This window comes from Longispora urticae, assembly GCF_053902585.1.
Window position 1 is genome coordinate 70,940 of the sequence record NZ_JAQZSH010000028.1, and the last position, 26,655, is coordinate 97,594.

28 protein-coding genes are annotated in these 26,655 nt (G+C 72.8%); 17 read left to right on the forward strand and 11 right to left on the reverse strand.

Annotation, left to right across the window (positions count from 1 at the left end):
* Nucleotides 1-52 precede the first annotated feature (52 nt).
* Nucleotides 53-628, reverse strand: coding sequence for a helix-turn-helix domain-containing protein (locus PT931_RS18255; protein WP_456246933.1), 576 nt, complete (start codon nucleotides 626-628; stop codon nucleotides 53-55).
* Nucleotides 629-726: 98 nt separating this feature from the next.
* Here PT931_RS18255 and PT931_RS18260 point away from each other — a divergent pair, with 98 nt between their 5' ends.
* On the forward strand, nucleotides 727-1,563 hold the full coding sequence (locus PT931_RS18260; protein WP_456246934.1) for an EamA family transporter: 837 nt from the start codon (nucleotides 727-729) through the stop codon (nucleotides 1,561-1,563).
* A gap of 39 nt (nucleotides 1,564-1,602) precedes the next feature.
* On the opposite strand, the gene PT931_RS18265 is transcribed toward PT931_RS18260, so the two are convergent.
* The 3 genes from PT931_RS18265 to PT931_RS18275 all read right to left on the reverse strand — a co-directional run bounded on the left by PT931_RS18265 (nucleotide 1,603) and on the right by PT931_RS18275 (nucleotide 3,719).
* Nucleotides 1,603-1,728: a hypothetical protein gene (locus PT931_RS18265; RefSeq protein ID WP_456246935.1), complete on the reverse strand. Its 126-nt coding sequence runs from the start codon at nucleotides 1,726-1,728 to the stop codon at nucleotides 1,603-1,605.
* Between the two features lie 97 nt (nucleotides 1,729-1,825).
* A complete protein-coding gene (sph, locus tag PT931_RS18270; protein ID WP_456246936.1) occupies nucleotides 1,826-2,794 on the reverse strand; it encodes a sphingomyelin phosphodiesterase in 969 nt (322 codons plus the stop codon).
* Between the two features lie 61 nt (nucleotides 2,795-2,855).
* Nucleotides 2,856-3,719, reverse strand: a complete 864-nt coding sequence (locus PT931_RS18275; protein WP_456246937.1) for an amidohydrolase family protein — start codon at nucleotides 3,717-3,719, stop codon at nucleotides 2,856-2,858.
* Nucleotides 3,720-3,920: 201 nt separating this feature from the next.
* Between PT931_RS18275 and PT931_RS18280 the strand changes: the two genes are divergently transcribed.
* Together PT931_RS18280 and PT931_RS18285 are read left to right on the forward strand one after the other, a co-directional pair.
* Nucleotides 3,921-4,184: a hypothetical protein gene (locus PT931_RS18280; RefSeq protein ID WP_456246938.1), complete on the forward strand. Its 264-nt coding sequence runs from the start codon at nucleotides 3,921-3,923 to the stop codon at nucleotides 4,182-4,184.
* The gene (locus PT931_RS18285) at nucleotides 4,181-4,348 is read left to right on the forward strand and encodes a hypothetical protein (protein WP_456246939.1); all 168 of its coding nucleotides are present in this window, start codon (nucleotides 4,181-4,183) and stop codon (nucleotides 4,346-4,348) included. Before PT931_RS18280 ends, PT931_RS18285 begins: the two co-directional genes overlap by 4 nt.
* A gap of 30 nt (nucleotides 4,349-4,378) precedes the next feature.
* Here the strand turns inward: PT931_RS18285 and PT931_RS18290 are convergent, their stop codons facing one another.
* Nucleotides 4,379-4,993 (reverse strand): LysE/ArgO family amino acid transporter, encoded by a 615-nt coding sequence (locus PT931_RS18290; RefSeq protein ID WP_456246940.1) that lies wholly within the window; start codon nucleotides 4,991-4,993, stop codon nucleotides 4,379-4,381.
* Nucleotides 4,994-5,203: 210 nt separating this feature from the next.
* Here PT931_RS18290 and PT931_RS18295 point away from each other — a divergent pair, with 210 nt between their 5' ends.
* Complete coding sequence (locus tag PT931_RS18295) at nucleotides 5,204-6,406, forward strand: benzoate/H(+) symporter BenE family transporter (RefSeq protein WP_456246941.1); 1,203 nt, start codon at nucleotides 5,204-5,206, stop codon at nucleotides 6,404-6,406.
* On the forward strand, nucleotides 6,403-7,071 hold the full coding sequence (locus tag PT931_RS18300; protein ID WP_456246942.1) for a nucleotidyltransferase domain-containing protein: 669 nt from the start codon (nucleotides 6,403-6,405) through the stop codon (nucleotides 7,069-7,071). The genes PT931_RS18295 and PT931_RS18300 overlap by 4 nt, the downstream gene beginning before the upstream one ends.
* A gap of 55 nt (nucleotides 7,072-7,126) precedes the next feature.
* Here PT931_RS18300 and PT931_RS18305 read toward each other — a convergent pair whose 3' ends face one another.
* The gene (locus tag PT931_RS18305) at nucleotides 7,127-8,845 is read right to left on the reverse strand and encodes a glycosyl hydrolase family 8 (RefSeq protein ID WP_456246943.1); all 1,719 of its coding nucleotides are present in this window, start codon (nucleotides 8,843-8,845) and stop codon (nucleotides 7,127-7,129) included.
* Nucleotides 8,846-9,117: 272 nt separating this feature from the next.
* Here PT931_RS18305 and PT931_RS18310 point away from each other — a divergent pair, with 272 nt between their 5' ends.
* The 4 genes from PT931_RS18310 to PT931_RS18325 are packed head-to-tail and all read left to right on the forward strand — an operon-like array spanning nucleotide 9,118 to nucleotide 13,386.
* On the forward strand, nucleotides 9,118-10,323 hold the full coding sequence (locus tag PT931_RS18310) for an ROK family transcriptional regulator (protein ID WP_363722609.1): 1,206 nt from the start codon (nucleotides 9,118-9,120) through the stop codon (nucleotides 10,321-10,323).
* 24 nt (nucleotides 10,324-10,347) lie between these two features.
* Nucleotides 10,348-11,643, forward strand: a complete 1,296-nt coding sequence (locus PT931_RS18315; protein ID WP_456246944.1) for an ABC transporter substrate-binding protein — start codon at nucleotides 10,348-10,350, stop codon at nucleotides 11,641-11,643.
* Nucleotide 11,644: 1 nt separating this feature from the next.
* Nucleotides 11,645-12,568, forward strand: a complete 924-nt coding sequence (locus PT931_RS18320; protein WP_363722613.1) for a carbohydrate ABC transporter permease — start codon at nucleotides 11,645-11,647, stop codon at nucleotides 12,566-12,568.
* Nucleotides 12,565-13,386 carry a carbohydrate ABC transporter permease gene (locus PT931_RS18325; protein ID WP_363722614.1) on the forward strand — a complete coding sequence of 274 codons (822 nt, stop codon included), beginning with the start codon at nucleotides 12,565-12,567 and terminating at the stop codon, nucleotides 13,384-13,386. Before PT931_RS18320 ends, PT931_RS18325 begins: the two co-directional genes overlap by 4 nt.
* Before the next feature lie 34 nt (nucleotides 13,387-13,420).
* Here PT931_RS18325 and PT931_RS18330 read toward each other — a convergent pair whose 3' ends face one another.
* From PT931_RS18330 to PT931_RS18340, 3 genes are all read right to left on the reverse strand, one after another.
* Nucleotides 13,421-14,197, reverse strand: a complete 777-nt coding sequence (locus PT931_RS18330; protein ID WP_456246945.1) for an enoyl-CoA hydratase/isomerase family protein — start codon at nucleotides 14,195-14,197, stop codon at nucleotides 13,421-13,423.
* Nucleotides 14,198-14,352: 155 nt separating this feature from the next.
* Entirely contained in the window at nucleotides 14,353-15,258 is a 906-nt protein-coding gene (locus PT931_RS18335; RefSeq protein WP_456246946.1) for a phosphatidylinositol-specific phospholipase C, read from the reverse strand.
* A 76-nt stretch (nucleotides 15,259-15,334) separates the two neighbouring features.
* Nucleotides 15,335-15,712, reverse strand: a complete 378-nt coding sequence (locus tag PT931_RS18340; RefSeq protein ID WP_456246947.1) for a glyoxalase superfamily protein — start codon at nucleotides 15,710-15,712, stop codon at nucleotides 15,335-15,337.
* 200 nt (nucleotides 15,713-15,912) lie between these two features.
* Here PT931_RS18340 and PT931_RS18345 point away from each other — a divergent pair, with 200 nt between their 5' ends.
* The 4 genes from PT931_RS18345 (at nucleotide 15,913) to PT931_RS18360 (ending at nucleotide 21,409) form a co-directional block, all read left to right on the forward strand.
* Nucleotides 15,913-17,706: a methylmalonyl-CoA mutase family protein gene (locus PT931_RS18345; RefSeq protein ID WP_456246948.1), complete on the forward strand. Its 1,794-nt coding sequence runs from the start codon at nucleotides 15,913-15,915 to the stop codon at nucleotides 17,704-17,706.
* Complete coding sequence (gene scpA / locus PT931_RS18350) at nucleotides 17,703-19,844, forward strand: methylmalonyl-CoA mutase (RefSeq protein ID WP_456246949.1); 2,142 nt, start codon at nucleotides 17,703-17,705, stop codon at nucleotides 19,842-19,844. Before PT931_RS18345 ends, scpA begins: the two co-directional genes overlap by 4 nt.
* A gap of 3 nt (nucleotides 19,845-19,847) precedes the next feature.
* Entirely contained in the window at nucleotides 19,848-20,831 is a 984-nt protein-coding gene (gene meaB, locus PT931_RS18355; RefSeq protein WP_456246950.1) for a methylmalonyl Co-A mutase-associated GTPase MeaB, read from the forward strand.
* Nucleotides 20,832-21,166: 335 nt separating this feature from the next.
* Complete coding sequence (locus PT931_RS18360) at nucleotides 21,167-21,409, forward strand: hypothetical protein (protein WP_363722624.1); 243 nt, start codon at nucleotides 21,167-21,169, stop codon at nucleotides 21,407-21,409.
* A gap of 106 nt (nucleotides 21,410-21,515) precedes the next feature.
* Here PT931_RS18360 and PT931_RS18365 read toward each other — a convergent pair whose 3' ends face one another.
* On the reverse strand, nucleotides 21,516-22,160 hold the full coding sequence (locus tag PT931_RS18365; RefSeq protein WP_456246951.1) for a DUF1453 domain-containing protein: 645 nt from the start codon (nucleotides 22,158-22,160) through the stop codon (nucleotides 21,516-21,518).
* A gap of 63 nt (nucleotides 22,161-22,223) precedes the next feature.
* On the opposite strand from PT931_RS18365, the gene PT931_RS18370 reads away from it, so the two are divergent.
* The 3 genes from PT931_RS18370 (at nucleotide 22,224) to PT931_RS18380 (ending at nucleotide 24,658) form a co-directional block, all read left to right on the forward strand.
* Nucleotides 22,224-22,844 (forward strand): TetR/AcrR family transcriptional regulator, encoded by a 621-nt coding sequence (locus PT931_RS18370; protein WP_456246952.1) that lies wholly within the window; start codon nucleotides 22,224-22,226, stop codon nucleotides 22,842-22,844.
* A gap of 360 nt (nucleotides 22,845-23,204) precedes the next feature.
* Complete coding sequence (locus tag PT931_RS18375; RefSeq protein WP_456246953.1) at nucleotides 23,205-23,855, forward strand: hypothetical protein; 651 nt, start codon at nucleotides 23,205-23,207, stop codon at nucleotides 23,853-23,855.
* Nucleotides 23,856-23,866: 11 nt separating this feature from the next.
* Nucleotides 23,867-24,658 (forward strand): NAD-dependent epimerase/dehydratase family protein, encoded by a 792-nt coding sequence (locus PT931_RS18380; RefSeq protein WP_456246954.1) that lies wholly within the window; start codon nucleotides 23,867-23,869, stop codon nucleotides 24,656-24,658.
* A 119-nt stretch (nucleotides 24,659-24,777) separates the two neighbouring features.
* On the opposite strand, the gene PT931_RS18385 is transcribed toward PT931_RS18380, so the two are convergent.
* Nucleotides 24,778-25,620: an alpha/beta fold hydrolase gene (locus PT931_RS18385; protein WP_456246955.1), complete on the reverse strand. Its 843-nt coding sequence runs from the start codon at nucleotides 25,618-25,620 to the stop codon at nucleotides 24,778-24,780.
* A gap of 56 nt (nucleotides 25,621-25,676) precedes the next feature.
* On the opposite strand from PT931_RS18385, the gene PT931_RS18390 reads away from it, so the two are divergent.
* Entirely contained in the window at nucleotides 25,677-26,636 is a 960-nt protein-coding gene (locus tag PT931_RS18390; RefSeq protein ID WP_456246956.1) for a DMT family transporter, read from the forward strand.
* Nucleotides 26,637-26,655 lie beyond the last annotated feature (19 nt).

The window sequence follows — 26,655 nt, forward strand, 5'->3', positions numbered from 1 at the left end:
TGTTGGCCAGGAGATCGTGCCGATCGGATGACCTTTCACGTTTCGTACCCGATCATGACGGGTCCTGGGCGGGTCGCAGGACGGCGCAGGTGAACCGGACGGACGCGGCGGTGTCGACCCGGTAGCCGTGCGGCCGGTCGGACCGGAAGGCCACCGCGTCGCCCACGGACAGGGTCTGCTCGTCGCCGCCGACGATCAGGACGAGGTCCCCGTCGGTGACGGTGAGCAGTTCGCGGGTGCCGGGCAGCGCCTCGCCCTGGTAGTGCTCGCCGGGGCGCATCTCCCAGGACCACAGTTCGACGGCGTTGGGCGGGTCGGAGCCGATCACGAGCTGGGCCCAGCCGCCGGAGCCGCCCTGCCAGAGCCGGACGGTCTCGGCGGCGCGGACGGTGCGCAGCACGGGGTGCACGTCGGTGACGACGAGCTGGGCGAGGGTGACGCCGAGGGACTGGGAGATCCGGACGAGGGTGCCGACGCTGGGGTTGGTGCGGGCCCCCTCGATCTGGATCAGCATGCCCCGGCTGACCCCGGACCGGCTGGCCAGCTCGTCGAAGCTCCAGCCGCGCAGCGCACGGAGCTCCTTGAGGTGCGCGGCGATCGCCTGGGCCACGACGTCCTGCTCCGTCACTTCGACCTCCACGGTGCACTGTGATGCACCTCTAGTTCACTACAGTGGGCCACACGTTGTACTGTGCTCGCAGTCCAACAAAGTGTACGGAGGTAAGGGTGTTCGCGGCGGTACTCGCGCTGACAGCCAGCGGCCTGTGGGGGTCGTCCTACTTCCTCGGCGGCAGCATCAGCCGCCAGATGCCGGCCCTGACCGTGCTGTTCATCGCCCAGCCCCTGATCCTGGTGGGCACGTGCGTGATCGTCACGGTCCGCGGGCTCGTCCCGCACCCGGGCGCGGCGGCCTGGGGCGTCGTGGCCGGCGCGGCCGCGGTCGCCGCGATGATCACGATGTACCGGGCCCTGGCCGGCGCGGCGATGGGCGTGGTGGCCCCGATCGGGGCGTCGGCGGCCGTCCTGCCCGTACTCGTCGGGCTGGCCACCGGGGAACGGCCGCAGCCGGTGCAGCTGCTCGGCGTCGGGGCGGCACTCGCCGGGGTGGCCCTGGTGGCCCGCGCGCCCGGCGCGCACGGCCCAACGCCCCGGCCGGCCATGATCATGGCCCTGACCTCGGCGGCGTGCGTCGGGGTGGTCTACACGGCGGTTCCGCTGGGCGCCCAGCAGGACGCGACGACGACCCTGATCGTGCAGCGGATCACGATGACCGCGCTGATCGCGGCGATCGTGCTCGCCTCCCGGCACCAGGTGACCGTGGGTCCCGGGTCGCTCGGCCGGATCACGCTGATCGCCGGTACCGAGATCACGGCGAACCTGACCTACACCCTCGCCGCGACCCAGCCCGGCGCGATGCTGTCGGTGGTGTCCGCGCTGGCGTCGCTGTCCCCCGTGGTGACGGCGCTGATCGCGCGGCAGGTGCTGACCGAGCGGCTGTCCCGGTGGCAGCTGGCCGGGGTCGGCGTGACGGTGGCCGGGGTGGCGGCCGCGGCGGTCGGCTGACCGGGGCCGGCCGGCGCGGGAGGACCCGACCGGCCGGGCTCACCGCCCGGCCAGCCGGTAGTCCTCGCGGCGCAGGGCGGCGATCTCGACCCGCCTGGCCGGGTACGGCGCGCGGGGCGTGTTCCGCGGGCGGGTACCGAGGCGGCGCAGAAAGTTGATGTTCATGGCGGTTCTCCTCGACTGGCATCAGGTATGACACCATCATGACGTCATACGCGATGCCAGTCAAGGGTTACTGATGTCGTAGTGACATCAGGCGACGTCAGCCACCCACGACCGGGTAGTGGTCGGAGAAGTCCGTGTAGGTGTACGTGGTGAACCAGCTGGTCACCGACCAGGTCGGCGACGGGGCCCTGAGCACGGTGTTGCGCCAGCCGGCGGGGCGCGCGTTGCCGGCGCGGAACAGCACGTAGTCGAGGCTCTCGCGCGGGTCGCTCGGGTACCGGTAGTGCGCGATCGAGTTGTCCCGGGTGTCGAACGAGTACGCCCAGCCGTCGCGGGTGTCCGCCCCGGCCAGGTCACCGGCGGCCAGCATCGCCGGGTACTCCCCCGAGGTGTGGTCCACGTTCAGGTCGCCGGCCACGAGGACCTGCTCGGCGGCCGGGATGTTCTTCGCGTCCAGGAACGCGTCGATCGCGCGGAGCTGCTTGGCCCGGATCTCGGCGGCCTGGCCGGCGGAGCAGCCCGGGTCGGTGGACTGCAGGTGGGTACCCACGATGTGCGCCCGGACCCCGTCGACGGTGATCGCCACGTAGGCGAAGCCCTTGTTCGACCACCAGTCGGCCCCGCACGCGTCGGCGAACACGTGCTGCTCGCGGCGTTCGATCGGCCACTTGCTGAGGATCGTGACGCCGCCGTCCTCCGGCGTGGAGCTGGAGTAGTTGCCGCTGGTCGCGTCCCAGCCGGCGGTGGACCGGCCGACGACCGGGGTCTGGTGCGGGTAGCGGCCGGCCAGGTTGGCCTTCAACCGGTCGGAGGCCTCGTTGTCGAACGCCTCCTGGAGCACGACCACGTCGTTGCCCGAGGCGAAGGACGCGTTCGCGATCAGGTCGGCGCGATGCATCTGGCCCCAGTTCGGGTACAGGTTCCGGCTCATCAGGAAGACGTTGTGGCTGAGCACCTTCAGGCGGGGCGGGGCCGCCTGGGCGGGGGTGGCGGGGAGGAGGACGGCGACCGTCGCGGCGGCCGCGAGCGTGCCCAGCAGGGCACGCCGAGGGGCGGAGAGAAACATGAAAATCTTTCTATGGGTACCGGGTGGCCGGCGTCCACCCCCCAGGTGCCCACTAGGTGAACTATGTGGAGCCGATCCCGAAAAGTTCCGCCCCGTTGCCCCACAGCACCCGACGCAGCCAGTCGTCCCCCAGCCCCAGCCGGACCAGCGCGTCGACCTGGTGGGAGTACGGGTACGGGATCGACGGGAAGTCCGAGCCGAGCAGTATCCGGTCGGCGTGCGCCACCAGGCGGGGCCCCAGGTCCGCCGGCATCGGGGCCAGCTTCTCGGTGAAGTCGGTGCCGACCATCGTGGTGTCGGCGTACACGCCCGGGTAGCGGGCCACCAGGTCCAGGTGCTCGTGGTACTCCGGCAGGCCCAGGTGCGCGATCACCAGCCGCAGCCCCGGATGCCGGGCCAGCACCGCGCCGACCGGACCGGGGCCCGTGTGCCGGCCGGGCATCGGACCCGAGCCGCAGTGGATCACCACCGGGACCCGGGCGTCGGCGAGCAGACCCCAGACGGGGTCGAGGAGCGGGTCGAGGGGGTCGTACCCGCCCACCTGGACGTGCGCCTTGAACACCCGGGCGCCGCGGTCGAGGGCCGCGCCGACGTAGTCTGCGGCCTCCGGTTCGGGGAAGAACGTCGCCGAGTGCAGGCAGTCCGGGGTGGCCGCCGCGAACTCCGCCGCCCAGTCGTTGAGCCAGGCCGCCATGCCGGGCCGGTGCGCGTACACCAGGCTGGTGAAGGCGCGGACGCCCTCGGCGCGCAGCTGGGCCAGGCGCTCGGGGACCGTGCCCCGGTAGTGGACGGGCCAGTCGACGCCGTAGGTCGTGCCCGCCGCGTCGAAGTACGCCCAGACCTTCGCCTGGACCGGCTCGGGCAGGAAGTGCGTGTGCACGTCGACGAGCCCCGGGAGGCCCAGTTCCCGCCACACCTCGGTCATGGCGCAGAGCCTACCGGCCGGTACGGGCGGCGCGGCGGACCGCCTTCGTTACGGAAAGTTTCCAGCGGGGACATCCGGTCGCGGTACTCTCCGTGACCCGCGGCGGGATCCCGGACCGCGGAACTCACCGCGACCCTCGAACGGCACGGCCCCTGCGCCGGCGCCGACGACGGATCCACGGTCTGCAATCCCGCCCGGGAGATGGCGAACAGGGCCTACGACCCGACCTGCGAGAACTGGCGGGCCAACCCCGAGACCCTGGGCGCGGAGGTCGCGGTGCCCGGGGTGGGACGGCGGTCCTGCGTCGTCGTCGCGACCAGCCCCGACCGCCGGCTCGTCACCGTCCGCCTGCTCAGTCAGGTCGACGGCGACCTGGTCATCGTCACCTACGCCGCCGGGCCCTCCACCCCGGAGCTCGCGGTGCCCGCGGCGGCCGTCACGAACAACATCTGGGCGGGACTGTGAAGTGGCTCTGGATCGCCCTCGGCGTCCTGGCCGTCCTCCTGTGCCTGGGCTGCTGCGGCTGGTGGCTCCTCGACGACTTCGGCGTCTTCGATCCGGAGTTCGTCCGGCCCACGCCGGTGCGGCGGCTGCCGACCCCGCCGTTCCTGCCCACGCCGTCCCCCTAGGCGCGGAGCGGGCACGCCCGGGGCGGGTTCCTAGGCGCGGAACAGCTCCACGGCGAGCAGGACCGCGAAGACGAGGAGTACCAGGCCGGAGAAGCGGTCGAACCAGACCCGGCGGGTCGGGGTGAATAACCGGCGGGCCAGGGCGGCGCCGATGCCCAGCACGCCGAACCAGAGCCAGGAGGCGCTGACCGCCCCGGCCGTGAACAGGGTCCGGCCTGCCGCCGGCTGGGCCACGATCGCCGCGCCGATCACCCCGACGGTGTCCAGGATCGCGTGCGGGTTGAGCAGCGAGACCGCGACCGTGCGGCCCAGGACGCCGCGCACCGCGAACGCCGCCGGGGCCGCGTCGGCGGGGTGGTCGGCGACCGTGGACCGCAGCGCCCGCACCCCCAGGTACGCCAGGAACAGCGCCCCCGCGCCGAGCATGGCCGCCCGCAGCCCGGGCACGGCGGTGAGCAGGCCGCCGACGCCGGCCGCGCCGAGCAGGATCAGCAGCGTGTCGCACAGGGCCGCGCCGACCACCGCCCACAGCGCCCGGGGCAGCCCGACGGCCACGCCCTGGCCGAGGACGAACACGTTCTGCGCGCCGATCGGCATGATCAGTCCGAGGCCGAGCACGATGCCCGCCAGGTAGTTCGTGAGCACGGGTCCCCTCTCCGAGAACGACACCCTACGACACGCCGGACGCCGGACGCCCGTCGATGCCACGCCGGGGTCGGGAGCCGCTGCGGAACACACGGGACGCCTCGGCCGCCGCTCGGACCGACCGGCGACCGGTCGGCCGGGGTTCCGGCGCCCGGGCGGGGCCGGGGTAACCGGTCGCGGTCGGCGGGCGCGGCGGGTAGCTTGCGGACGGTGACGATCTTCCGGGACTTCTCCCCCTCCGCGGCCGTCGCCGCCCTCGTCGCGGTGCTGGTCGGGTTCTCCGGCCCGTTCGCGATCGTGACCCAGGCCGCCGAGGCCGGGCACCTCACCGCCGGGCAGCGCGCCTCGTGGGTGTGGGCGATCGCCGTGGGCAGCGGGGTCACGTCGCTCGTGCTGAGCTGGTGGACGAGGATGCCCGTGATCACCGCGTGGTCGACCCCCGGCGCGGCGCTGCTGGTCACCTCGCTCGGCGACTATCCGTACCGGGCGGCGGTCGGGGCGTTCCTGTTCAGCGCGGTCGCGATGACCCTGATCGGGCTGACCGGCGTGTTCGGCTGGCTGATCGAGCGGATCCCGACGGGCATCGTCTCGGCGCTGCTGGCCGGCATCCTGCTCCAGTTCGTGCTGCACGCGTTCCAGGCGGTGCCGGGCGCGCCGGTCCTCACCGTGGCCGTGATCGTGGTGTTCGTGCTGGCCAAAAGGCTGGCGTCGCGGTACGCGGTGCTGGTCGCGCTGCTCGTCGGGGTGGGCATCGCCGCCGCCCAGGGCCAGCTCGACGGCCTGTCGCAGGTCAGCGCGCAGGTCACCCGGCCGGAGTTCACGGTGCCCGCGTTCTCGCTGTCGGCGATCATCAGCATCGGGATTCCCATGCTGCTGGTCACGTCCGCCTCACAGAACGCGCCCGGGCTGGGGGTGCTGCGCGCCTCGGGCTACGAGCCCAACGACCGCAAGCTCCTCGGCGGTACCGGGATCGTGTCCGTGCTGCTCGCCCCGTTCGGCAGCCACGCGGTGAACCTGGCCGCGATCACCGCCGCGATCTGCACCGGCCCGGAGGCGCACCCCGACCCGCGCCGCCGGTACACCGCAGGGATGTCCGCCGGGGTGTTCTACCTGGTGATCGGGGTGTTCTCCGCCGGGCTGGTGCAGGCGTTCTCCGCGCTGCCGAAGGCGCTGATCGCGGTGGTCGCCGGGGTCGCGCTGCTCGGGGCGGTGCTGACCGGGCTGGTCGGGGCCGTGGAGGACGTGCCCGCCCGGGAGGCCGCGCTGATCACGCTCGCGGTCACGGCGTCCGGGGTGACCGTGCTGGGGATCGGGTCGGCGTTCTGGGGGCTGGTCGCCGGGCTGGGCGCGCACGGGGTGCTCACGCTGCGTACCCGAAAAAGGGTTTCGGCGAATGAAACAATCGACCGATGAACCTGGTCGAGGAGCACACCATCCTGTCCGTGGTCGCCGGTTCGCGGGCCTTCGGGCTGGCCACGGCGACCTCCGACCACGACCGGCGCGGCGTGTACGTCGCCCCGACCCCGCTGTTCTGGCGGTTCGACAAGCCGCCGACCCATGTGGAGGGCCCGGGCGAGGAGCGGTTCAGCTGGGAGGTCGAGCGGTTCTGCGGCCTGGCCCTGACCGCGAACCCGAACATCCTGGAGGTGCTGCACTCCCCGCACGTGGAGGTGTGCACGCCGCTGGGGGCCGAGCTGCTCGCGCTGCGGGAGGCGTTCCTGTCCCGCAAGGTCTACCAGACCTACCTCGGCTACGTCCGCGCCCAGCTCAACCGGGCCGAGAACGCCATCGCCCGGGACGGCGCGCCGACCTGGAAGCACGTGATGCACCTGCTGCGGCTGCTCGACGCCGGGACCGGGCTGCTGGAGACCGGGGCGCTGACCGTCGACGTCGGGGCGGACCGGGACCGGCTGCTGGCCGTGCGGCGGGGCGAGGTGCCGTGGGAGCGGGTGCGGGAGTGGCACGCGGCCGCCGTCGGGCGGTTCGAACGGGCGCTGCCCGACAGTCCGCTGCCGTGGGAGCCGGACCGCGAGCGGGTCGAGGAGTGGCTGGTGTCGGTGCGGCAGCGGTCGCTGTGACGGGTCCGGGGCCCGGCGCGACACACGCCGGACCCCGGTGTTCCGCACTGGCGGGTTACGGCTGCCAGTAGTTGCCCGACACCACGATCATCGTCTGGAGCTGGATGCTCGTCGAGTAGTAGTCGGTGGTACCCGGCTGGGTGGCCAGCATCTTCGACCACAGGGAGTCCACCCAGGTCTGGGCGCCCGGGTCGTTGATCGCCGCGACCGCGTACGGCGCGAAGAACGCCGGCTCGCTACCCGAGGAGATCTGGGTGCCGTCCAGCTTGTACCCGATGGCGATCTTCGACGGGTCGTTGCCGGTCTTGGCCCGGATCCAGGTGGTCAGCTTGCGGGCGCTGGTGCGCGAGGCCGCGTCGCCGTTGACGGCCGCGTCCGCGCCGAGCCGCCACGGGGTGCGGCAGGAGTTCCACCAGTTGTACCCGTCGTTCGGGTCCTCCAGGACCTTGCCCTGGGCCGGCTTCGCGCTGGAGTTGGTGTTGATGACGAAGTCCGGCAGCAGACCCGTGTTCGGCGAGTACTGGTTCTGCAGGTTCGTCGTCAGCGTCTGGTGCGCCTGGCGGATCGTGTCCCACGCGGAGTCCCCGGTGGCCTTCCGGAACGCCCGGAAGTGGTCGATCATGTGGTCCGACGGGCGGGTCATGTAGTAGTGCTCCTCGCCCGGCGTGCTCCAGTCGCCGAACGTGAGCAGGTTCGTGGACGGGTTGATCTCGCTGGCCTTGATCGCGTTGATGTGCTTGATCGCCAGCTGCTGGTAGTTGTAGGTGCCCGCGTTGCCCCACTGCTTCGAGGCGAGCAGCAGGCCGTAGGCGACGTCCATGTCGCCGTCGGTGGCCGAGTCGCTGCCGCTGACGCTCTTACAGGCGGCGTCCTGCTCGGCGGCGAGGAGGTCCTTGTTGTTCACGGACGGGTGGGCCAGCATGAACTTCACCATGCCGTCGAAGATCTTCTTGGCGTCCGGGTCCACGCCGGCCATGGTGGCGACGATGACCATGCCGTAGCCCTGGGCCTCGGCGACGTACGGGTGGTCGGCGTCCGGGGAGATGACCTCGTACCAGCCGTTGCCGCAGTTCTGCCGGACGAACGCGTTCTTCCACTTCTGGTAGTACGTCACCACGGCCTGGTCGACCGTCGCCTGGGAACCGCTGGGCCGCAGGGTGCCGGCCACGTACGGGTACAGGTGGCTGCCGAACGGGACCGCCGGGCCGCCGGGCGGCTGGGTGGTCGGGGGCGGGGTCGACGGGCCGACCGTCGGGCTGGTCGTGGGGCTCGCGGTCGGGGTCGGCGTGGTGCCGCCGCCGTACACCTCGACCTCGAACAGGGAGTAACCGTAGGCCGTGCCGCGCTGGGTGCCGTACACCCGCACGTAGCGGCCGGAGCCCGACAGGCCGGTCAGGTCGTCGGAGCCCCCGTTGCCGGTGGTCGTCGCGGTCAGCTGACGCCACGTGGTGGTGTCGTCGGAGACCTCGACCCGGTAGGACTTCGCGTAGGCGGCCTCCCAGCGCAACAGCACCCGGGTCACCGGGTACGTCGCGCCGAGGTCGACCCGGAGCCATTCGGGGTCGTGGCCCTCGACGGAGGCCCACCGGGAGCTGGTCGAACCGTCGACGGCCTTGGCGCCGCCGAGTGACGAGGACTCCGAGGAGGACACGGCGACGGGACGGTTGAGGGCCAGGTTGGTCTCCGCGGCCCCGGCGGGCAGCACGGCCAGTCCTCCGACAGCTAGGGCGGCGGCGAGGGCGACGGACAGGGCGATCACAGGGGGGCGGGGCATGGGTGCCTCCTCGTTGCGGGCGGTCATGAGGGGTGACGCGCTGTGACCCGGGCCCGGGTGACGAATCGGAACGTATGCCGGTGCGTCGAGTGGTGTCAAGCGATTGGGTAAGGCAGTCTTCCTATTGGCACACTGTCGGTTTTTCCGCCCCCTGACCAGCCCAATTGTTAAGGATCCCGTCAACGTATTGACATGGGCCGTGCACCGACTTAGCGTCCTCCCACGATAGTAAGTCAGTCTTTCTATTCATCTCGTGCGACGAAGGTGGCGTCATGGCCAGGCTTGCGGGCTCCTCCCGACTACTGCGGGCGATCAACGAATCCGCCGCGCTCGGACACCTCCTCGAACGCGGCCCCCTCACCCGGGGCGACCTGCGCGCCCTGACCCGGCTGTCCAAGCCGACCACTTCGGACGTGCTCCGCCGCCTGGAGGAGGCCGGCCTCGCGATGATCGTCGGCCGGACCAGCGGCGGCCCCGGCCCCAACGCCGACGTGTACGCGGCCAACCCCAACGCGGCGTACGCGGCGGCGGTGTCCGTCCGCGACACCCTGAGCAGCGCCACCCTCCCCGCGCTGTCGGCGGCCGTCTGCGACCTGACCGGCACCCTGCGGGCCCGCGCCGAGCTGCACATCGACCCCCGGGCCACCGACCCGGTGGACGCCGTCACCGACGCGCTCGCCGAGGTGTGCCGGCAGGCCGGGATCACGATGCGCCAGCTCGACCACGTGCAGGTCGCGGTGCCCGGCTCCTACGACGCGCGGACCGACACCGTGCACCACATCGACGTGCCCGGCTGGAGCCGGCCCGGCCTGGTCGGCGAGCTGCGCCGCCGGGTGCTCAAGGTCGTCGACGTGGACAACGACGTCAATCTCGCCGCCGTCGCCGAACGGCACCGGGGCGTGGCCGCCCAGCCGGCCGGCGGTCCGGGACCCGACGCGACCGAGGGCTTCGCGCTGCTATGGCTCGGCGAGGGCATCGGTCTGGCCATCGACCTCGCGGGCACCCTGTTGCGCGGTGCGCGGCAGGGCGCCGGCGAGATCGGGTACATGCCGATCGGGATGCCCGGCCCCGACGGCCGCCCCGACTTCCACGACCTCGTCGGCGGGACGGCCGTGGAGGCCCTGGCCCGCCAGCACGGGTTCGGCGCGCGCACCGCCCCGGCCGCCGTGGCCCTGGCCGTCGCCGCCGGTACCCCCCAGTCCGCGGCGTTCCTCGCCGCCCTCGCCGAACGGATCGCCGTCGGCCTCGCCGCCGTCGTCGCCGTTCTCGATCCCCCGCTGGTCGTGCTGGCCGGCGAGGTGTCCCAGGCGGGCGGCGAGGCGCTCCGCGCCGCGGTGGAGTCGGCGCTGAACACCGCCGGCCCACTGCGGACCCCGATCAGTTCGACCGGGGTCACCGACGACGCCGCCCTGCTCGGCGCGCTGGACGCGGCTCTGTCCGCCGTCCGGGAACACCTGTTGTCCGGCCTGCAGTTCTGATTCCCCCTTTCAGGAGAGCACCCCATGAAACGCACCGCACTGGTACTCGCCGCGGCCCTGGCCCTGGCCGGCTGTTCGTCCGGCGGCGACAACGACAAGATCGCCGCCGCCGGGCAGGAGGCGTCCGGCACCGTCGAGTTCTGGCACTTCTTCACCGGGCGGGAGTCCGAGGCGATCGCCGCCGCCGTGAAGGACTTCCAGAGCACCCACCCGAAGATCAAGGTGGAACTCAAGGACAGCCAGGACGACAGCAAGATGGTCCAGGCCATCGCCGGTGGCAAGGGGCCCGACATCGGGCTGTCGTACTCGACCGACATGGTCGGCAAGCTGTGCGCCTCGGGCGCGTGGCGGGACCTGTCGCCGTACATCGCGCGGGACAAGGTCGACATGGGCGGGTACCCGGACCTGGTCAAGCAGTACACCGAGTACCGGGGCAAGCGGTGCGCGATGCCGTTCCTCGCCGACTCCTACGGGCTGTACGTGAACAAGACCCAGTTCGCCGAGGCCGGGATCACCTCGGTGCCCAAGACCCTCGCCGAGCTGTCCGAGGCGGCGAAGAAGCTGACCAAGCGCTCCGCCGACGGCACCATCGAGCGGGCCGGCTTCCTGCCGCTGTTCGGCTTCTACGAGAACTCCGCCTCGCACTGGGGCCCGATGGTCGGCGGCAAGTGGCTCAAGAGCGACGAGACCTCCGCCATCGGTACCGACCCGGCGTGGAAGGAGCTCCTCAAGTGGCAGAAGGAGCTCGTCGACTGGTACGGGTACGCCAACCTGGAGAAGTTCAAGGCCAGCCTCGGTGACGAGTTCTCCGCCGACAACGCGTTCCACAAGGGCCAGGTGTCCATGAACGTGGACGGCGAGTTCCGGGCCGCGTTCCTCAAGGACCAGGCGCCGGACGTCAAGTTCGGGGTCGCACCCCTGCCGACCCTGACCGCCGAGCGGCACGGCGCGGGCTACGTCACCGGCAACGTGATCGGCGTGTCCAAGACCGCGAAGAACCCCGAGGCGGCCTGGGAACTGATCCGCTACCTGACCAACGACACCAAGGCGATCGTCGGGCTGTCCAACTCGCTGCGGAACATCCCCAGCACCAAGGCCGCCCTCGCCGCCCCGGACCTGCAGCTCGACCCCGAGTTCAAGGTGTTCGTGGACATGTTCAACAACCCGAACTCCTCGACCACGCCCCCGACCGCCTCGGGACCGGCGTACCAGGAGACGTTCGCCAAGTGGCTCGAGGAGTGGCAGGCCGGCAAGGCCACCGAGGCCGGACTGGCCGAGGTCGACAAGCAGGTCAACGCCGTCATGAAGCTGGGCGGCTGACGTGACGTACGCCGCCCGCCGCAGACTCGCCGTGATCTCGTTCGTCGCCCCCGCGCTCCTCGGGATCACCGTGTTCTTCGTGTACCCCCTGCTCGCCAGCGTGTTCCTGTCGTTCACGAGGTTCGATCTGCTCAGTACCCCGGAGTGGGTCGGGCTCGACAACTACAAGTTCATGTTGGAGGACGCGAGTCTGCGGAAGGCGGCGTACAACACGGCGTGGCTGGTCGCGGTGATGGTGCCGGCGAAGGTGCTCGGCGCGTTGCTGACCGGGTTCCTGCTGACCAAGTACCGGCAGGCGTCGGGTTTCTACCGCACCGTCTTCTACCTGCCCTACCTCGCCCCGCCGGTCGCGGCGACCATCGCGTTCGTCGCGCTGTTCAAGCCGGGGACCGGGCCGGTCAACGCGGTCATCGAGTGGTTCGGGTTCGAGGGGCCGCTGTGGTTCAACGACCCGGACCTGTCCAAGCCGTCCCTGACCCTGCTGCTGCTGTGGGGCATGGGTGACCTGGTGGTGATCTTCCTGGCGGCGATGCTCGACGTGCCCAAGGCGCAGTACGAGGCGGCCGAGCTCGACGGCGCGAACGCCTGGCACAAGATGCGGCACATCACCCTGCCGACGATCTCGCCGGTGATCCTGTTCGCGGTGATCACCACGACGATCGCGACGTTGCAGTACTTCACCCAGGCGGCCGTCGCCGCGAGCGTCGCCTCCGACCAGGCCACGACGGGCGGGGGGATCAGCTCCACCTTCGGCTACCCCCAGGAGTCGACGTTCACCTACCCGCTGTGGCTGTACGTCGTCGGGTTCCGCTACGGCGCGATGGGCTACGCCAACGCCCTGGCCGTCGTGCTGTTCCTCGTCGCGTTCTCCGTCACCGTGATCCTGCTCCGCCGCAACAAGGCGTTCCTCGGAGGTGCCTCGTGAAGACCCGACTCGTGTGGATCGCCCAGCACAGCATCGGCATCGCCCTGACCATCATGTTCCTCGGACCGGTGGTGTTCATCGTGCTCACCTCCCTGATGAGCGGCGACCAGGCCATGACGGCCAACTACTGGCCCACGTCCTGGCACCCGGAGAACTACATCGAGGTGTTCCAGAAGACCCCGATGCCCCGGTACCTGCTCAACACCGTGATGTACGCGGGCGGCGCCACCCTCGCGATGCTGCTGGCCAGCGTGCCGACGGCGTACGCCCTGGCGAAGATCAAGTTCAAGGGCCGCACGACGATGTTCATGGCCGTGATCTGCATGATGATGCTGCCGCCGCAGGTGGTGACCGTGCCGCTGTACCTGATGTGGGCCAAGGCCGGCCTCACCGGCACCCTGTGGCCCCTGATCATCCCGATGCTGCTCGGGGACGCGTTCTCGATCTTCCTGCTGCGGCAGTTCCTGCTGACCATCCCCGACGAGTACCTCGACGCGGCGCGGGTCGACGGGTGCGGCGAGTGGAAGACGCTGCTGAAGGTGGTACTCCCGATGGCCAAGCCCGGCATCGCGGCCACGGCCATGTTCCAGTTCTTCTACGCCTGGAACGACTACTACGGCCCGCTGCTGTACACCAGCGAGAACGAGGCGAACTGGACCCTGTCGCTGGGCCTGGCGTCGTTCCGCAGCATGCACCACGTCGAGTGGAACCTGGTGATGGCCGCGACCGTGCTGGTCATGGCGCCGGTGATCCTGGTGTTCTTCCTGGCCCAGAAGGCGTTCGTGGAAGGGGTCACGCTGACGGGGGTCAAGGGGTGATCGACATGGGGGGTCTGTCAGGCGGCAGCTGAGATCAGCCTTCGAAGCGGGGCTGGCGGCGTTCGACGAACGCGGCCAGCCCCTCCGGCACGTCCGGGCCGGTCCGGGAACGCTTCTCCCACGGCTCGACCGCGGCCCGCGGGTCGCCACCGGACACCACCGCGTCGACCACGGCCTTCACCGCGCCCAGGGTCTGCGGGGACCGCGACGCCAGGAGCAGCGCGAACTCCCGTGCCCGGGCGTCCACATCCACGGCCACCTCGTCCACCAGCCCCCAGTCCTGCGCGCGCCCGGCGGGCACCAGCTCGGCCGAGTAGAGCAGGTACTTGGCGCGGGCCGGGCCGACCAGCCGGGTCAGGCGCGCGGTGGGCACCGCCGGGTACACGACGCCGAGCTTCGCCGGGGTGATCCCGAACCGGGCCTCCGGCTCGGCGAACCGCAGGTCGCAGGCCACGGCGAGCTGGGCGCCGCCGCCGACGCAGGAACCGCGCACCACCGCGATCGTCGGGCGGGGGAACGCGGCGAGCGCCTCCTCGGCGGCGACGTTGATCCGGTGGTAGGCGTCCGCGCGCTCCGGGTCCGCGTAGACCTCCAGGAGCTCGGCGATGTCCGCACCGGCCGAGAACGTGCCGCCCTCGCCGGTGACGAGCAGGACCCGGACCCGGGGGTCGGCGGCCAGGTCGGCGAGCAGGCCCGGGATCGCCGACCACATGGCCAGGGTGAGGGCGTTGCGCTTCTCGGGGCGCGCGATGGTCAGGGTGGCGAGGCCGTCGGCGGCCACCTCGGCGCGCAGGCCCGCAGTCTCGGTCACCCGGCCCACCTTACGGCCGGGATGGCGGAGAGGGGCCCGGGGTGGCATGGCTCCGCGCGCCCAGGCACCACGGGCTCAGGGGCGGCCGGGCGCCACCCCTGGGACACCGCCCGGCGCCAGCGGGCCACGCGTGGGTCCCGGTACCCGGAAAAGGGTTATTCGTTGTGGGTGATCAGGAGGGACGGAAGGGTCGGGGTGAAGCGGTCGGCGAAGTCGGTGACCACGATGCCCAGCGGGGTGTGGGCGGGCATCCCGGCGACCTTGTCCCGCAGCCGGGGGTCGACGTAGGAGGCGACCGCGTCCGGGTAGCAGCCGGCGCTGCTGCCGCTGGCGAAGTTGACGAACAGCTTCGGGGCCGTGTTCGCCGCCGCCCGGTCGAGCTGGGTCGCGACCCGCCCCCACTTCTGGCTCCGGTGGAAGACCGTCGGCACGTCCCAGGCGTCCTGGAGGTCCATCAACGGGCCGGCCCAGCGGATGCCGCCGATCCCGCCGTTGTCCCCGATCAGTACGACCCGGCCCCGGACGTCGCCGAGCGCGGGCAGGCCGTCGTCGAGGCGGAACAGGCCCCGCCAGCCCCGACGGTCCAGGTAGTCGGTGAAGATCGCGCCGAACTCGGCGTCGGACACCGAGGAGTACTCCTGCTTGACGCGCATCAGGATCGTCTCGCCGGGGTGTGCGGCGAGGAAGTTCCAGCAGCTCACGAGCACATCGCCGAACATCAGGTTCTGGTAGACCGGCCCGTGGTGGATCGCGAACGAGCCGCCGGTCGCCCGGCACCGGATGTCCAGGAAGCGGACGCCGGCCTCCAGTTGGGCGGGCACCGACTGGGTCTGGCACTGGGCGACCGGGCCGCCGTACAGGGCGCAGGTGTCGTGGGTGCCGGGGATCGTGAGCTTCCACAGCGGGGTGGCCGCGGGGAGCGGGGACATCCAGTCGGCCGGGGCGGCGAGGCCCGTCGCGGTCGGGGAGCTGGGCGTGGCCGCAGCAGGGGCGGCGGGCAGCAGGGTCGCGGCGGTCAGTGCGGCCGCGCCGAGCAGGACGTCTCTGCGCCGAGGGTGCACGGTGTACTCCGATCCCGTCAGGAGATCGAAAGGTATCGCTCGTACGCGCCCCAGGTCCAGAGTAGAGGAAAAAGATTCACCTTTCTGGCATGTGCCGCTGGTTCAGCCGCAACCGGTTGCCGAACGGGTCGAGCAGCGTCAGGGACAGACCGAGTTCGTCGTCCTCCAGACCCGGATTCAGCGACGGGTACGCCTTCGCCCGCAGCTCCGCGTGCAGCTCCCGGACACCGGTCAGCTCGACGTACACGGCCGTGCCCGGGGTGCCGTCGCCGTGGTGCTCGGACAGGTGCAGCACCAGGGCCCCGCGCGACACCTCGGTGTACAGCGGGGCCGTCGGGGAGAACCGGTGCTCCCAGTCGACCGTGAAGCCCAGGTAGTCGACGTAGAACTCGTGCGCCTTGGCGACGTCGAAGATCCGCAGGATGGGCACGGTGCGCTCGAAGATCACGGTCATGCCGGAATTATGCCCGGGAGCGGCCGCGCGGGGTGACCTGTGCGCGCCCGGACGACCGTCCGGCGGCCGGACGGGGATGGTCGACCGGCGGACGTGCGGGGCGGACCGGCGCGCCCGGGACGGGGCGACACGCGGGTGGACATTCTCACAATCGGCTACTCGCGCGTAGGTGACCGGTGGCCCGGCCTTAACATCCGTTCATGACGGTGCGTCCCGACGAGCTTCTCCTGGCCACCGGCTTTCCCACGGCGACGCGTGACGAGTGGCGGAACCTCGCCGCCGGTGTGCTGCGCAAACTGGGCAAGGCCGATGAGGAGACCCCCCTCGACCAGGTCGAGGGGATACTGGCCACGACCACGTACGACGGGGTGCGGATCGCGCCCCTGTACACGGCGGAGGACGGTGCGCCGCCGACCGGGCTGCCCGGGGCCGCGCCGTTCACCCGGGGCACCCGGGCCACGGGGGGCGGCTGGGACCTGCGGCAGCGGCACGAGCACCCGGACCCGGCGGTGACCCGCGAGGCGGTACTGGCCGACCTGGAGAACGGCGTCACCTCGGTCTGGCTGGTGCTCGGCCCGGCCGGCGTACCCGTCCCGGCGTTGGGTCAGGTCCTCGACGGGGTCCTGCTCGACCTCGCGCCCGTGGTCCTCGACGCCGGGGCCGACACCCTCGCCGCCGCCGAGGCGTGGTTCGCGCTCACCGCCAACCGGGAGGTCGCGCCCGGCGGGAACCTCGGGGCCGACCCGCTGGGGCTGCGCGCCCGCACCGGGCAGGCCGTGGACCTGGACCTCGCCTACCTCGCGCGGCGCTGCCCCGAGGGCACCCGGGCCGTCACGGTCGACGCGACCGTCTACCACGACGCGGGCGGATCCGACGCCGAGGAGCTGGGCTGCGCCCTGGCCACCGGCGTGGCCTACCTCCGCGCGCTCACCGGGGGCGGTCTGTCCGTCGAGGATGCCCTCGGGCAGCTGGAGTTCCGGTACGCGGCCACCGCCGACCAGTTCCTCACCATCGCCAAGCTGCGCGCCGCCCGGCGGCTGTGGTCCCGGGTCGCCGAGGTGTGCGGGGCCGCTCCGGAGGCGCGCGGCCAGCGCCAGCACGCGGTCACCTCCGACGCCATGATGACGGCGCGGGACCCATGGGTGAACATGCTGCGCACCACCCTCGCGGCGTTCGCGGCCGGGGTGGGCGGGGCCGACGCGGTCACCGTGCGGCCGTTCGACGCGCGGCTCGGGCTGCCGGACGGGTTCACCCGGCGGATCGCCCGCAACACCCAGTCGCTGCTGGTCGAGGAGTCCAACGTGGCGCGGGTCGCCGACCCGGCCGGCGGGTCCTGGTACGTGGAGAACCTGACCGAGGACCTGGCGAACGCCGCGTGGGACTGGTTCACCGAGATCGAACGGGCCGGCGGGATGCCCGACGCCCTCGACGGGCTGGTCGCCGACCGGCTGGCCGCGACCTGGGCAGCGCGGCGGGCCAACATCGCCCGGCGCAAGGACCCGATCACCGGGGTCAGCGAGTTCCCGAACCTGGACGAGAAGCTGCCGGTCCGCGACCCCGCGCCCGTTCCCCGGGGCGGCGGGCTGCCCCGGGTGCGGTACGCGCAGGACTTCGAGGCGCTGCGGGACAGGGCGGACGCGCACCCGACCCGGCCGACGGTCTTCCTCGCCACCCTCGGGCCGGTGTCCGCGCACACCGCGCGGGCGTCGTTCGCGGCGAACCTGTTCGCGGCCGGCGGGATCGGCACGGTCACCGGCGACGTCGCCGACTTCGCGGCCAGCGGGGCGACCGTGGCCTGCCTGTGCTCCAGCGACAAGCTGTACGCCGACCAGGCCGGACCGGCCGCCGGGGCGCTCCGGGCGGCCGGCGCGACCCGGGTGTGGCTCGCCGGGAAGCGCGGCACCTCCGAGCAGGTCGCCGACTACCTGTACGCCGGCTGCGACGCCGTCGCCGTGTGCGACTCGACCCTCGACGACCTGGGAGTGGCCCGATGATCCCCGACTTCTCGACCGTCGAGCTGGGGGCGGCCACCCCGGCGCCGGGGACGCCGGCCGCCGAACCCGTCTGGCGCACCCCCGAGGGCATCGACGTCAAGCCCGTCTACACCGGGGCGGACACCGAGGGCCTGGACTTCCTGGGCACCTACCCGGGGATCGCGCCCTACCTGCGCGGGCCGTACCCGGCGATGTACGTGACCCAGCCGTGGACGGTGCGCCAGTACGCCGGGTTCTCCACCGCCGAGGCGTCCAACGCGTTCTACCGGCGCAACCTCGCCGCCGGCCAGAAGGGGCTGTCCGTCGCGTTCGACCTGGCCACCCACCGGGGCTACGACTCCGACCACCCGCGGGTCGCCGGGGACGTGGGCATGGCCGGCGTGGCCATCGACTCCCTCTACGACATGCGGCAGCTGTTCGACGGCATCCCGCTGGACAAGATGAGCGTGTCGATGACGATGAACGGGGCGGTGCTGCCGATCCTGGCGCTGTACATCGTCGCGGCCGAGGAGCAGGGTGTCGCCCCCGAGCAGCTGTCGGGGACCATCCAGAACGACATCCTCAAGGAGTTCATGGTCCGCAACACCTACATCTACCCGCCCACGGCGTCGATGCGGATCATCTCGGACATCTTCCGGTACACGTCCGAGCACATGCCCCGGTACAACTCGATCTCCATTTCGGGGTACCACATCCAGGAGGCGGGCGCGACGGCCGACCTGGAGCTGGCGTACACCCTGGCCGACGGGGTCGAGTACCTGCGCGCGGGCCGCGACGCCGGCCTGGACGTGGACGCGTTCGCCCCCCGGCTGTCGTTCTTCTGGGCCATCGGGATGAACTTCTTCATGGAGGTCGCCAAGCTCCGCGCCGGTCGGCTGCTGTGGGCGAAGCTGGTCCGGGAGTTCGGGGCGAAGAACCCGAAGTCGCTGAGCCTGCGCACGCACTGCCAGACGTCCGGCTGGTCCCTGACCGCCCAGGACGTGTTCAACAACGTGGCCCGGACGTGCATCGAGGCGATGGCCGCGACCCAGGGGCACACCCAGTCCCTGCACACCAACGCCCTGGACGAGGCCCTGGCCCTGCCGACGGACTTCTCCGCCCGGATCGCCCGCAACACGCAGCTCCTCCTCCAGCAGGAGTCCGGCACCACCCGGGTCATCGACCCGTGGGGCGGCAGCGACTACGTGGAGCGGCTCACCCAGGATCTCGCCGAGCGCGCCTGGGCGCACATCCAGGAGGTCGAGAAGGCCGGCGGCATGGCCCGGGCCATCGACGAGGGCATCCCGAAGCTGCGGATCGAGGAGGCCGCCGCGCGCACCCAGGCGCGGATCGACTCCGGCCGGCAACCCGTGATCGGGGTGAACAAGTACCGGCCGGACGCCGACGAGCCGATCGACGTGCTCAAGGTGGACAACGCGCAGGTCCGGGCCAGCCAGATCGAGAAGCTGCGCCGGCTGCGCCTCGAACGGGACCCCTCGGTGGTCCAGGCTGCCCTGGACGCGTTGACCGAGGGGGCGCGCGGCGACGCGAACCTGCTCGCCCTCGCGATCGACGCCGCGCGGGCCATGGCCACCGTGGGCGAGATCTCCGACGCGCTGGAGAAGGTGTTCGGGCGGCACGCGGGCCAGATCCGTACCATCTCCGGGGTGTACAGCGCCGAGGCCGGAGCAGTGTCCAACATCGAGAAGGTGCGCGCCGCGACCGCCCTGTTCGCCGGGAACGAGGGCCGCCAGCCCCGGATCCTCGTCGCGAAGATGGGCCAGGACGGGCACGACCGCGGCCAGAAGGTGATCGCCACGGCGTTCGCGGACCTCGGCTTCGACGTGGACGTCGGCCCGCTGTTCCAGACCCCCGGCGAGGTCGCCCGGCAGGCCGTGGAGGCCGACGTGCACATCGTCGGCGTGTCCTCCCTCGCCGCCGGGCACCTGACCCTGGTGCCGGCGCTGCGGGCGGAACTCGCGGCCCTGGGCCGGCCCGACATCATGATCGTGGTCGGGGGCGTCATCCCCTCCCAGGACTTCGCGGAGCTGCGCGAGGCCGGGGCGGCGGCGATCTTCCCGCCCGGGACCGTGATCGCCGACGCGGCGCTGGACCTGCTGCGGGACCTGTCCGCGCAGCTCGGCCACACCGAGCGGTAAGCGATGCCGACCGTTGACGAGTACGCCCGGGGGGTCCTGGCCGGCGACCGGTCCTGGATCGCCCGGGCCATCACCCTGGTCGAGTCCACCCGGGCCGACCACCGGGCGCTCGCCCAGGAACTGCTGGTGACGCTGACCCCGCACTCCGGGAGCGCGCGCCGGGTCGGCGTCACCGGGGTACCCGGCGTGGGCAAGTCGACGTTCGTGGACGGGCTCGGCACGCACCTGACCGGCCTCGGGCACCGGGTGGCCGTGCTGGCCGTGGACCCGTCGTCGACCCGGACCGGGGGCAGCATCCTCGGCGACAAGACCCGGATGACCCGGCTGTCCGCCGACGACCACGCCTTCATCCGGCCCTCCCCCACCGCCGGCACCCTCGGCGGGGTCGCGCGGGCCACCCGCGAGGCCATGGTGATCCTGGAGGCCGCCGGCTACGACGTCGTGCTCGTCGAGACCGTCGGCGTCGGCCAGTCCGAGACGACCGTGGCCGACATGGTGGACTCGTTCCTGCTGCTCACCCTCGCCCGCACCGGAGACCAGCTCCAGGGCATCAAGAAGGGGGTACTGGAGCTCGCCGACGTCCTCGCGGTCAACAAGGCCGACGGGGACCACGAGGCGGCGGCGCGCTCGGCCGCCCGCGAACTCGCCGGGGCGCTCCGGCTGCTCCGGCACCCCGAACACGGCTGGGACCCGCCGGTCCTCACGTGCAGCGGGCTGACCGGGGTCGGGCTGGACACGGTGTGGGAACAGGTCGTCCGGCACCAGGACACCCTGGCCGCGTCCGGGGAACTGGCGGCCCGGCGGCGGCGGCAGCAGGTCGGCTGGGTGTGGGCGACCGTGCACAGCCGGCTGCTGGACGAGTTGCGCGCCGATCCCCGGGTCGTGGCGCTGGCACCCGAGCTGGAGCGGGCCGTCGTCGAGGGCACGGTGACGCCGACGTTGGCCGCCGAGCGGATCCTGCGGGCGTTCCGGGGGCCGGCCGCCTGACCGCGTCCCGACCGCCCGACCGCGTCCCGCGGGGCCCGACCGCGTCCGCAGGACCGGCCACCTGCCGCCGCGGTCCTCCTCGGGGCCGGCGGCCTGGCCGCCTCCCACCGCGGGCGTTCCGCGGGGCCGGCGGTCCGAGCCGGCGTTCGAGTTCGTGCCGGCATCGTCCCCGGTAGCCCGCACGGCTCGTTGGACCTGGGTCGGCGCACACCCGCTCCCGGCGGCGGCGGTGCGGTGGCGGACGATTTCCGGCCATGGTGTCGAATAGTGCCGTCACCCGCCTGTTGCGGGCGCGTCAGGGACAATGGGGCCGAATCGTGAGGGCGGTGGGCGGCATGGGCGAGGAAGACGCGCGGTGCGACGAGGGGGAACCTCCGGAGGACACCCCCGAGGTGATCGCGGAGCTGACCTCCATCGCGTTGGAGGAGTACGCCTGCCACCTCAGCCACGAGGAGTTCGCCGTGTGCGAACTGTGCGGGATGGACTGGCCGTGCGGGCTGCGCCGCTGGGCCGAGAACTGGCTGTTCGGGCGGCAGGGGCGCGCCGAGGTGCTGCGGACGGTGACGGTCACGGGCTGACGCGCAGGGGCTGGGCGGCACGGCCCCGGGGGCGCGCAGGGGTAGGGCGACAGGGGCCCGGACAGCGCGCGGGTTGGGCGGCGGGGCCCCGGGAGGGCGCGCCGGCTCAGTCGCGGGTCCGGGCGCGCAGCCGGGCCGCCGCCTCGCGCAGGGACGGGTTCTCCCCTGCCGGCGGTGGGGTCCGCGCGGTCCGGAGCGCGTCCAGAACCCCGGACAGCGGGTCGCGCCGGGCGGGGCCGGACTGCCCGCCGCCGGTCCCGAACAGCCGGTTCCCCGCGCCGGGCCGGTCGGGCGCGAACGGCACGCCGGTCGCCAGGGCGCGCAGGCCCAGGGTGGCGAGCTCGCCGAGCAGGCTCACCCCGATGGACAGCGTGATCGGGCGGGCCGCAGCGTTCGTGCCCGCGGCCACCGCCAGCCAGCCGAGCCCCAGGCTCACGGCGAGCGAACCGAGCCACACGGCGAACGTCCAGCCGGAGTACCGCTGCCAGAGCACCCCGTCGCGGGTGAACAGCCGGACCGTCGTACCGCGCACGGCCCCGAACGCGAGACCGACGACGGTGGTGCCGACGGTCCACGCGAGGTCCAGGGTGGTCAGGTGGTCGACCTTCGCCACCGTGTACACCCCGATCCCGACCAGGACCAGGGGCGGCAGTGCGAGGTCGCGGGCGTTGAGCGGCTCCCCCACCAGGCGTTTGACGATCACGGCCACGACGGCGACGGCCACGACGGCCGGCACGATCCAGGAACCCACGACTTCCCCCTTATTTAGCACGGTGATGCCAAATAAAATAGCACAGGCATGCTATAAAAGACCATGCCGAAGATCGTCGACCCCGGGGCCCGCCGGCTCGCCGTCACCGACGCCGTGTTCCGGGTGATCCGCCGCGACGGCCTGGAGGGCGCGACCCTGCGCGCCATCGCCGACGAGGCCGGCCTCGCGATCGGCTCCGTCCGGCACTACTTCACCGGCCACACCGAACTGACCCTGTTCGCGCTGGACGAGTTCACCGACCGGGTCACCGCCCGGATCCTGGCGCACGTCGAGCGGCTGAACGACCCGGCCCGGGGCACCGCCCCCGTGCGCCGCCGGGACGTCGAGGACCTGCTCGGCGAGTTCCTCCCCCTCGACGACGCGCGCCGGGACGAGATCGTCGTCTGGCTGGCCTTCGTCACGGCGGCCAGGACCAGACCGGAACTACACCCCAGAGCCCTCACGTTGTACGAGGGGATGCGCACCATCGTCGGGCGCGTCCTCGCCCGGGCCGACGCGGCGGGCCGGCTCGTCGGCGGCCTGGACCCGGCACTGGAGACCGAACGGCTGTGCGCGGTGCTCGACGGCCTGGCCGTCAACGCCGTGCTGCACCCCGACCGGCTGCCGCCCGACACCCAGCGGGCCGTCCTCGGCCGGCACCTCGACACGCTGCTCGCGGGCTGAGCCGGGAGCGCCGCCCGCACGTTCGGTCGGGTGCCCGATCCGGGTGCCCGGCTCGTGGCCCGAGCCGCGCGGACAGTCCCGGAAAGAAGTCGGCGGCCGCCCCGCCGAGAGGGGGGTGACCGCCGACCGGTGCACCACTGTGGACGCGGCCCGGGGACCGGAGGGGTCGTCCACCCGTGGTCGTCATCACAGACGCCACATCGTCCGGATCCGATGGATATGAACATAGGGTGTCCGGAAACCAGTGAACAGGGTTATCCCTGGAAAGACCCTTAAATCATTCTCAACACCGTGTCCCCCCGCCCGACGCGGGCGTTGGACTCCGTACGCTGCATCCCTGCCCACCACGAAGGGAACCGGATGTCCACCCCCGACGACCGTCCCGGCAGCCGGCTGCGTGTCGCGCCCTGGCTGCCCCCTGAGCACGCCGGCGCCGGCGAGGGCGCCACCCGGGAGCTGCCCGTCGCGTCGAGCCAGGACACGGTGGAGCTGGGGCTGACCCGGGGACCACGGCGCAGGTACGCGATGGTGGTGCTGTGCGGGGTGATCGTCCTGCTCGCCGGGGTGGGCCTGTGGACGGCGACCCGCACCGACGAGCGCCCCGGTCCGGTGCTGCCGACGTCCACCCCTGAGGCGGCTCCCGCGACCCGGCGGGCCACCGCGACCACCGGGGCGCCGACCCCCAGCGCGTCACCGTCGCCGAGCCCCACGCCCAGCCGGTCCGGGCCGCGCACCAGCGGACCGCCGACCAGCGCCGCCCCCACGGTCACCGTGCTCGGCGCCCCCGACATCCCCGGACACTGCGCGGCCACCACCGGCGGGCAGGCCCGGCTCCGGCGCGCCGCCCACGGGCCGGACGCGGCCGTGGACAACTGGGCGTGCGCGGACTCCCTCGGACTGTTCCTCTACGACACCGACCTCACGGCGGCCTGCCGGCGGCAGTACGGCGCCGACGCCCGGGCGGAGTTCACCAATCGGGACGACGCGACCTCCTGGCAGTGCCGCAGGTAGTGTTCGGAGTCGTGACTCATGTGCTCATCACCGGCGCGGCCGGTTCCGTCGGGCGGATGCTGCGTACCCGCCTCGCCCACCACACCCTGCGACTCGTCGACCTCGCCCCGGTCGAGGACGGTCCCGAGGACATCCGCACCGCCGACATCACCGACCTCGACGCGCTGACGGCCGCGTGCGCCGGGGTCGACGCCGTCGTGCACCTCGCGGGCGTCTCCGTCGAGGGGCCGTGGGCGGACATCCTCCGGGTCAACATCGACGGCACCCGCAACGTGCTGGAGGCCGCGCGGCTCGCCGGGGTGCCCCGGGTGCTGCTCGCGTCCTCCAACCACGCGGTCGGGTTCCAGGAGCGCGGCGAGGGCGACATGCCCGCCGACGTCGAGGTCCGCCCCGACACCTACTACGGGGTCTCCAAGACCGCCATGGAGGCCCTCGGCAAGCTGTACGCGGACCGGTTCGGGATGACCGTCACGGCGCTGCGGATCGGGTCGTGCTTCCCCGAGCCGTTCAACGTGCGGTCCCTGGCGACGTGGCTGTCCCCCGACGACTGCGGCCGGCTGGTCGAGGCGGCGCTGACCACCCCGCTCACCGGGTACCGGGCCGTGTGGGGCGTCAGCGCCAACACCCGGCGGTGGTGGTCCCTGGCCGCCGGCGAGGAGATCGGCTACCACCCGGTCGACGACGCCGAGGGGTACGCGGACAAGGTCCTCGCCGGGCAGCCCGAGCCCGACTGGTCGAGCGAACCCGACCTGGTACAGGTCGGCGGGGCGTTCTGCCGGGCGCCGCTCGGCGTGCCCATGTAGCCGGGCGGTCCGCGTGCCGCCGGATCCCCCGCTTCGGGGACCCGGCGGCACGCGCACGGTCGGACGCCGGGGCCGGCGGCGCGGCGGACGGGCCGGGCGGCGGACGGGCGCCGGTCCGGCTAGGCGGCGAGGAAGTCCTCCACCGCGCGGACGAACGCCGCCTCGTCGTCCAGCCACGGGAAGTGGCCGCCGCCCGGCAGGACGACGAGCCGGCCGTTCGGGAACAGGTCGGCGGCCTCCCCGGCGATCCGGACCACCGGGCTCGGGTCGAGCGCGCCGGCCAGGACCAGCACCGGGGCCTCCACCTTGGCCAGGGCCGGCACCGTCTCCGCCGGGGCGTGCGCGCCCTCGGCGGAGAACAGCTCGGCGGCCTCGGGGTTGCGCTGCCGCTCGCCCGACGCGACGTGCGCGGCGGCCCGCTCGTCCCACCGGCCGTAGAAGAACGGGGACCGGGCGAGGGTCAGCGCGGGGCTGTCCTCCCCGCCGAGCCACGTCCGCAGGGCGGCGAGGGCCTCCGGGAACCACGGCTCGCCGGACCGGGACCCGATCACCGCGCCCTGCTCCTCGTCCGTGGCGGCCAGGCCCACCTCGGCCAGCCCCGGGGCCACCAGCACCAGGCGGCGCAGGCGGTGCGGGAACCGGGCCGCGTACCGCAGGGCGACCGCGCCGCTCGCCGAGTGTCCGAGCAGGTCGATCGTCTCCAGGCCGAGGGCCGCGCGGAGCGCCTCGACGTCGTCGACGAGCCGGTCGCTGCGGTACGTCGCGGGGTCGGCGGGCACGGCCGAGTCGCCGGTGCCCCGGTTGTCGAGCATGACGAGCCGGCGGTGCGCGGACAGTCCGCCCAGGTCGCCGAGGTACTCCGACGCGCGGGCCGGGCCGCCCGGCACGCACACCAGGGGCGGCCCGTCGCCCTTCTCGTGGTAGGCGAGCACGGTGCCGTCGTATGAGGGGAAGGTAGCCATGTGAACATCCTCGCAAGGAACGCCGCCGCGCCGTCAGGTCGGGCAGGATCAAGGGAATGCAACGCCCCCTCGGAATCGCCCTCGCCACGCTCTGCGGCGCCGCCATGGCCGTCCAGGCCCGGGTGAACGGAGAACTCGGCCACCAGCTGCACGACGGGGTGGCCGCCGCGACGTTCTCCTTCGGTTCCGGCCTGGTCCTGCTCCTGCTGCTCGTCCCGACGTTCCCGGCCGGCCGGCGGGCCCTCGGCCGGATCCGCGCTGCCCTGCGGACCGGGGAGCTGCGGTTCTGGCACCTGCTCGGCGGCACCTGCGGGGCGCTGCTCGTGGCCGCCCAGGGCCTGACCGTCGCCAGCCTCGGGGTCGCGTTGTTCAGCGTGTCCGTCGTCGGCGGCCAGCTCGCCAGCGGCCTGTTCGTCGACCGTGCGGGACTGGGGCCCGCCGCGGCCCAGCCGGTCACCCGCCGCCGGCTGATCGGCGCCGGCGTCGCCCTCGTCGCGGTCACCATCGCGGTCGCCGACCGGGTGGACAGCCTGTCGGGGATCGGACTGGCCGCCGTCGCGGTCGTCGCCGGGGTGGCCATCGCCTGGCAGCAGGCCGTCAACGGCCGGGTCCGCGAGGCCGCCCGGGCGGCGCTGCCGGCGGCCCTGGTGAACTTCCTCGCCGGTACGGTGGCGCTGGTCCTCGTCGCCGCCGTCGTCGTCTCCGTGCGGGGACTGCCGACGACGGTGCCCACCGCGCCGTGGCTGTACATCGGCGGGCCGCTGGGCATCCTGTTCATCGCGATCGCGGCGACCGTGGTGCGCGCGACCGGGGTGCTGGTGTTCGCGCTGGGCAGTGTGGCCGGTCAGCTCGTCGGGGCCGTCGTCCTCGACCTGGTGGCGCCCGCCCCCGGGCACCAGCTGGCCGTCAACACCGTGATCGGGGTCGGGGTGGCACTGGCCGCCGTCGCGATCGGGGCGAGCGGCCGGGCGGCCCCGGACGAACCGGCGCGTGCGGGGTCGGGCGCACACTCGTAATCATCGAATGATGTTGATC

Coding starts and splice junctions, on each gene's coding strand:
- PT931_RS18265 (WP_456246935.1), bottom strand. CDS start 1,728: ATGAACATCAACTTTCTGCGCCGCCTCGGTACCCGCCCGCGGAACACG.
- sph (WP_456246936.1), bottom strand. CDS start 2,794: ATGTTTCTCTCCGCCCCTCGGCGTGCCCTGCTGGGCACGCTCGCGGCC.
- PT931_RS18275 (WP_456246937.1), bottom strand. CDS start 3,719: ATGACCGAGGTGTGGCGGGAACTGGGCCTCCCGGGGCTCGTCGACGTG.
- PT931_RS18280 (WP_456246938.1), top strand. CDS start 3,921: ATGGCGAACAGGGCCTACGACCCGACCTGCGAGAACTGGCGGGCCAAC.
- PT931_RS18300 (WP_456246942.1), top strand. CDS start 6,403: ATGAACCTGGTCGAGGAGCACACCATCCTGTCCGTGGTCGCCGGTTCG.
- PT931_RS18305 (WP_456246943.1), bottom strand. CDS start 8,845: ATGCCCCGCCCCCCTGTGATCGCCCTGTCCGTCGCCCTCGCCGCCGCC.
- PT931_RS18310 (WP_363722609.1), top strand. CDS start 9,118: ATGGCCAGGCTTGCGGGCTCCTCCCGACTACTGCGGGCGATCAACGAA.
- PT931_RS18315 (WP_456246944.1), top strand. CDS start 10,348: ATGAAACGCACCGCACTGGTACTCGCCGCGGCCCTGGCCCTGGCCGGC.
- PT931_RS18340 (WP_456246947.1), bottom strand. CDS start 15,712: ATGACCGTGATCTTCGAGCGCACCGTGCCCATCCTGCGGATCTTCGAC.
- PT931_RS18345 (WP_456246948.1), top strand. CDS start 15,913: ATGACGGTGCGTCCCGACGAGCTTCTCCTGGCCACCGGCTTTCCCACG.
- scpA (WP_456246949.1), top strand. CDS start 17,703: ATGATCCCCGACTTCTCGACCGTCGAGCTGGGGGCGGCCACCCCGGCG.
- meaB (WP_456246950.1), top strand. CDS start 19,848: ATGCCGACCGTTGACGAGTACGCCCGGGGGGTCCTGGCCGGCGACCGG.
- PT931_RS18360 (WP_363722624.1), top strand. CDS start 21,167: ATGGGCGAGGAAGACGCGCGGTGCGACGAGGGGGAACCTCCGGAGGAC.
- PT931_RS18370 (WP_456246952.1), top strand. CDS start 22,224: ATGCCGAAGATCGTCGACCCCGGGGCCCGCCGGCTCGCCGTCACCGAC.
- PT931_RS18375 (WP_456246953.1), top strand. CDS start 23,205: ATGTCCACCCCCGACGACCGTCCCGGCAGCCGGCTGCGTGTCGCGCCC.
- PT931_RS18385 (WP_456246955.1), bottom strand. CDS start 25,620: ATGGCTACCTTCCCCTCATACGACGGCACCGTGCTCGCCTACCACGAG.
- PT931_RS18390 (WP_456246956.1), top strand. CDS start 25,677: ATGCAACGCCCCCTCGGAATCGCCCTCGCCACGCTCTGCGGCGCCGCC.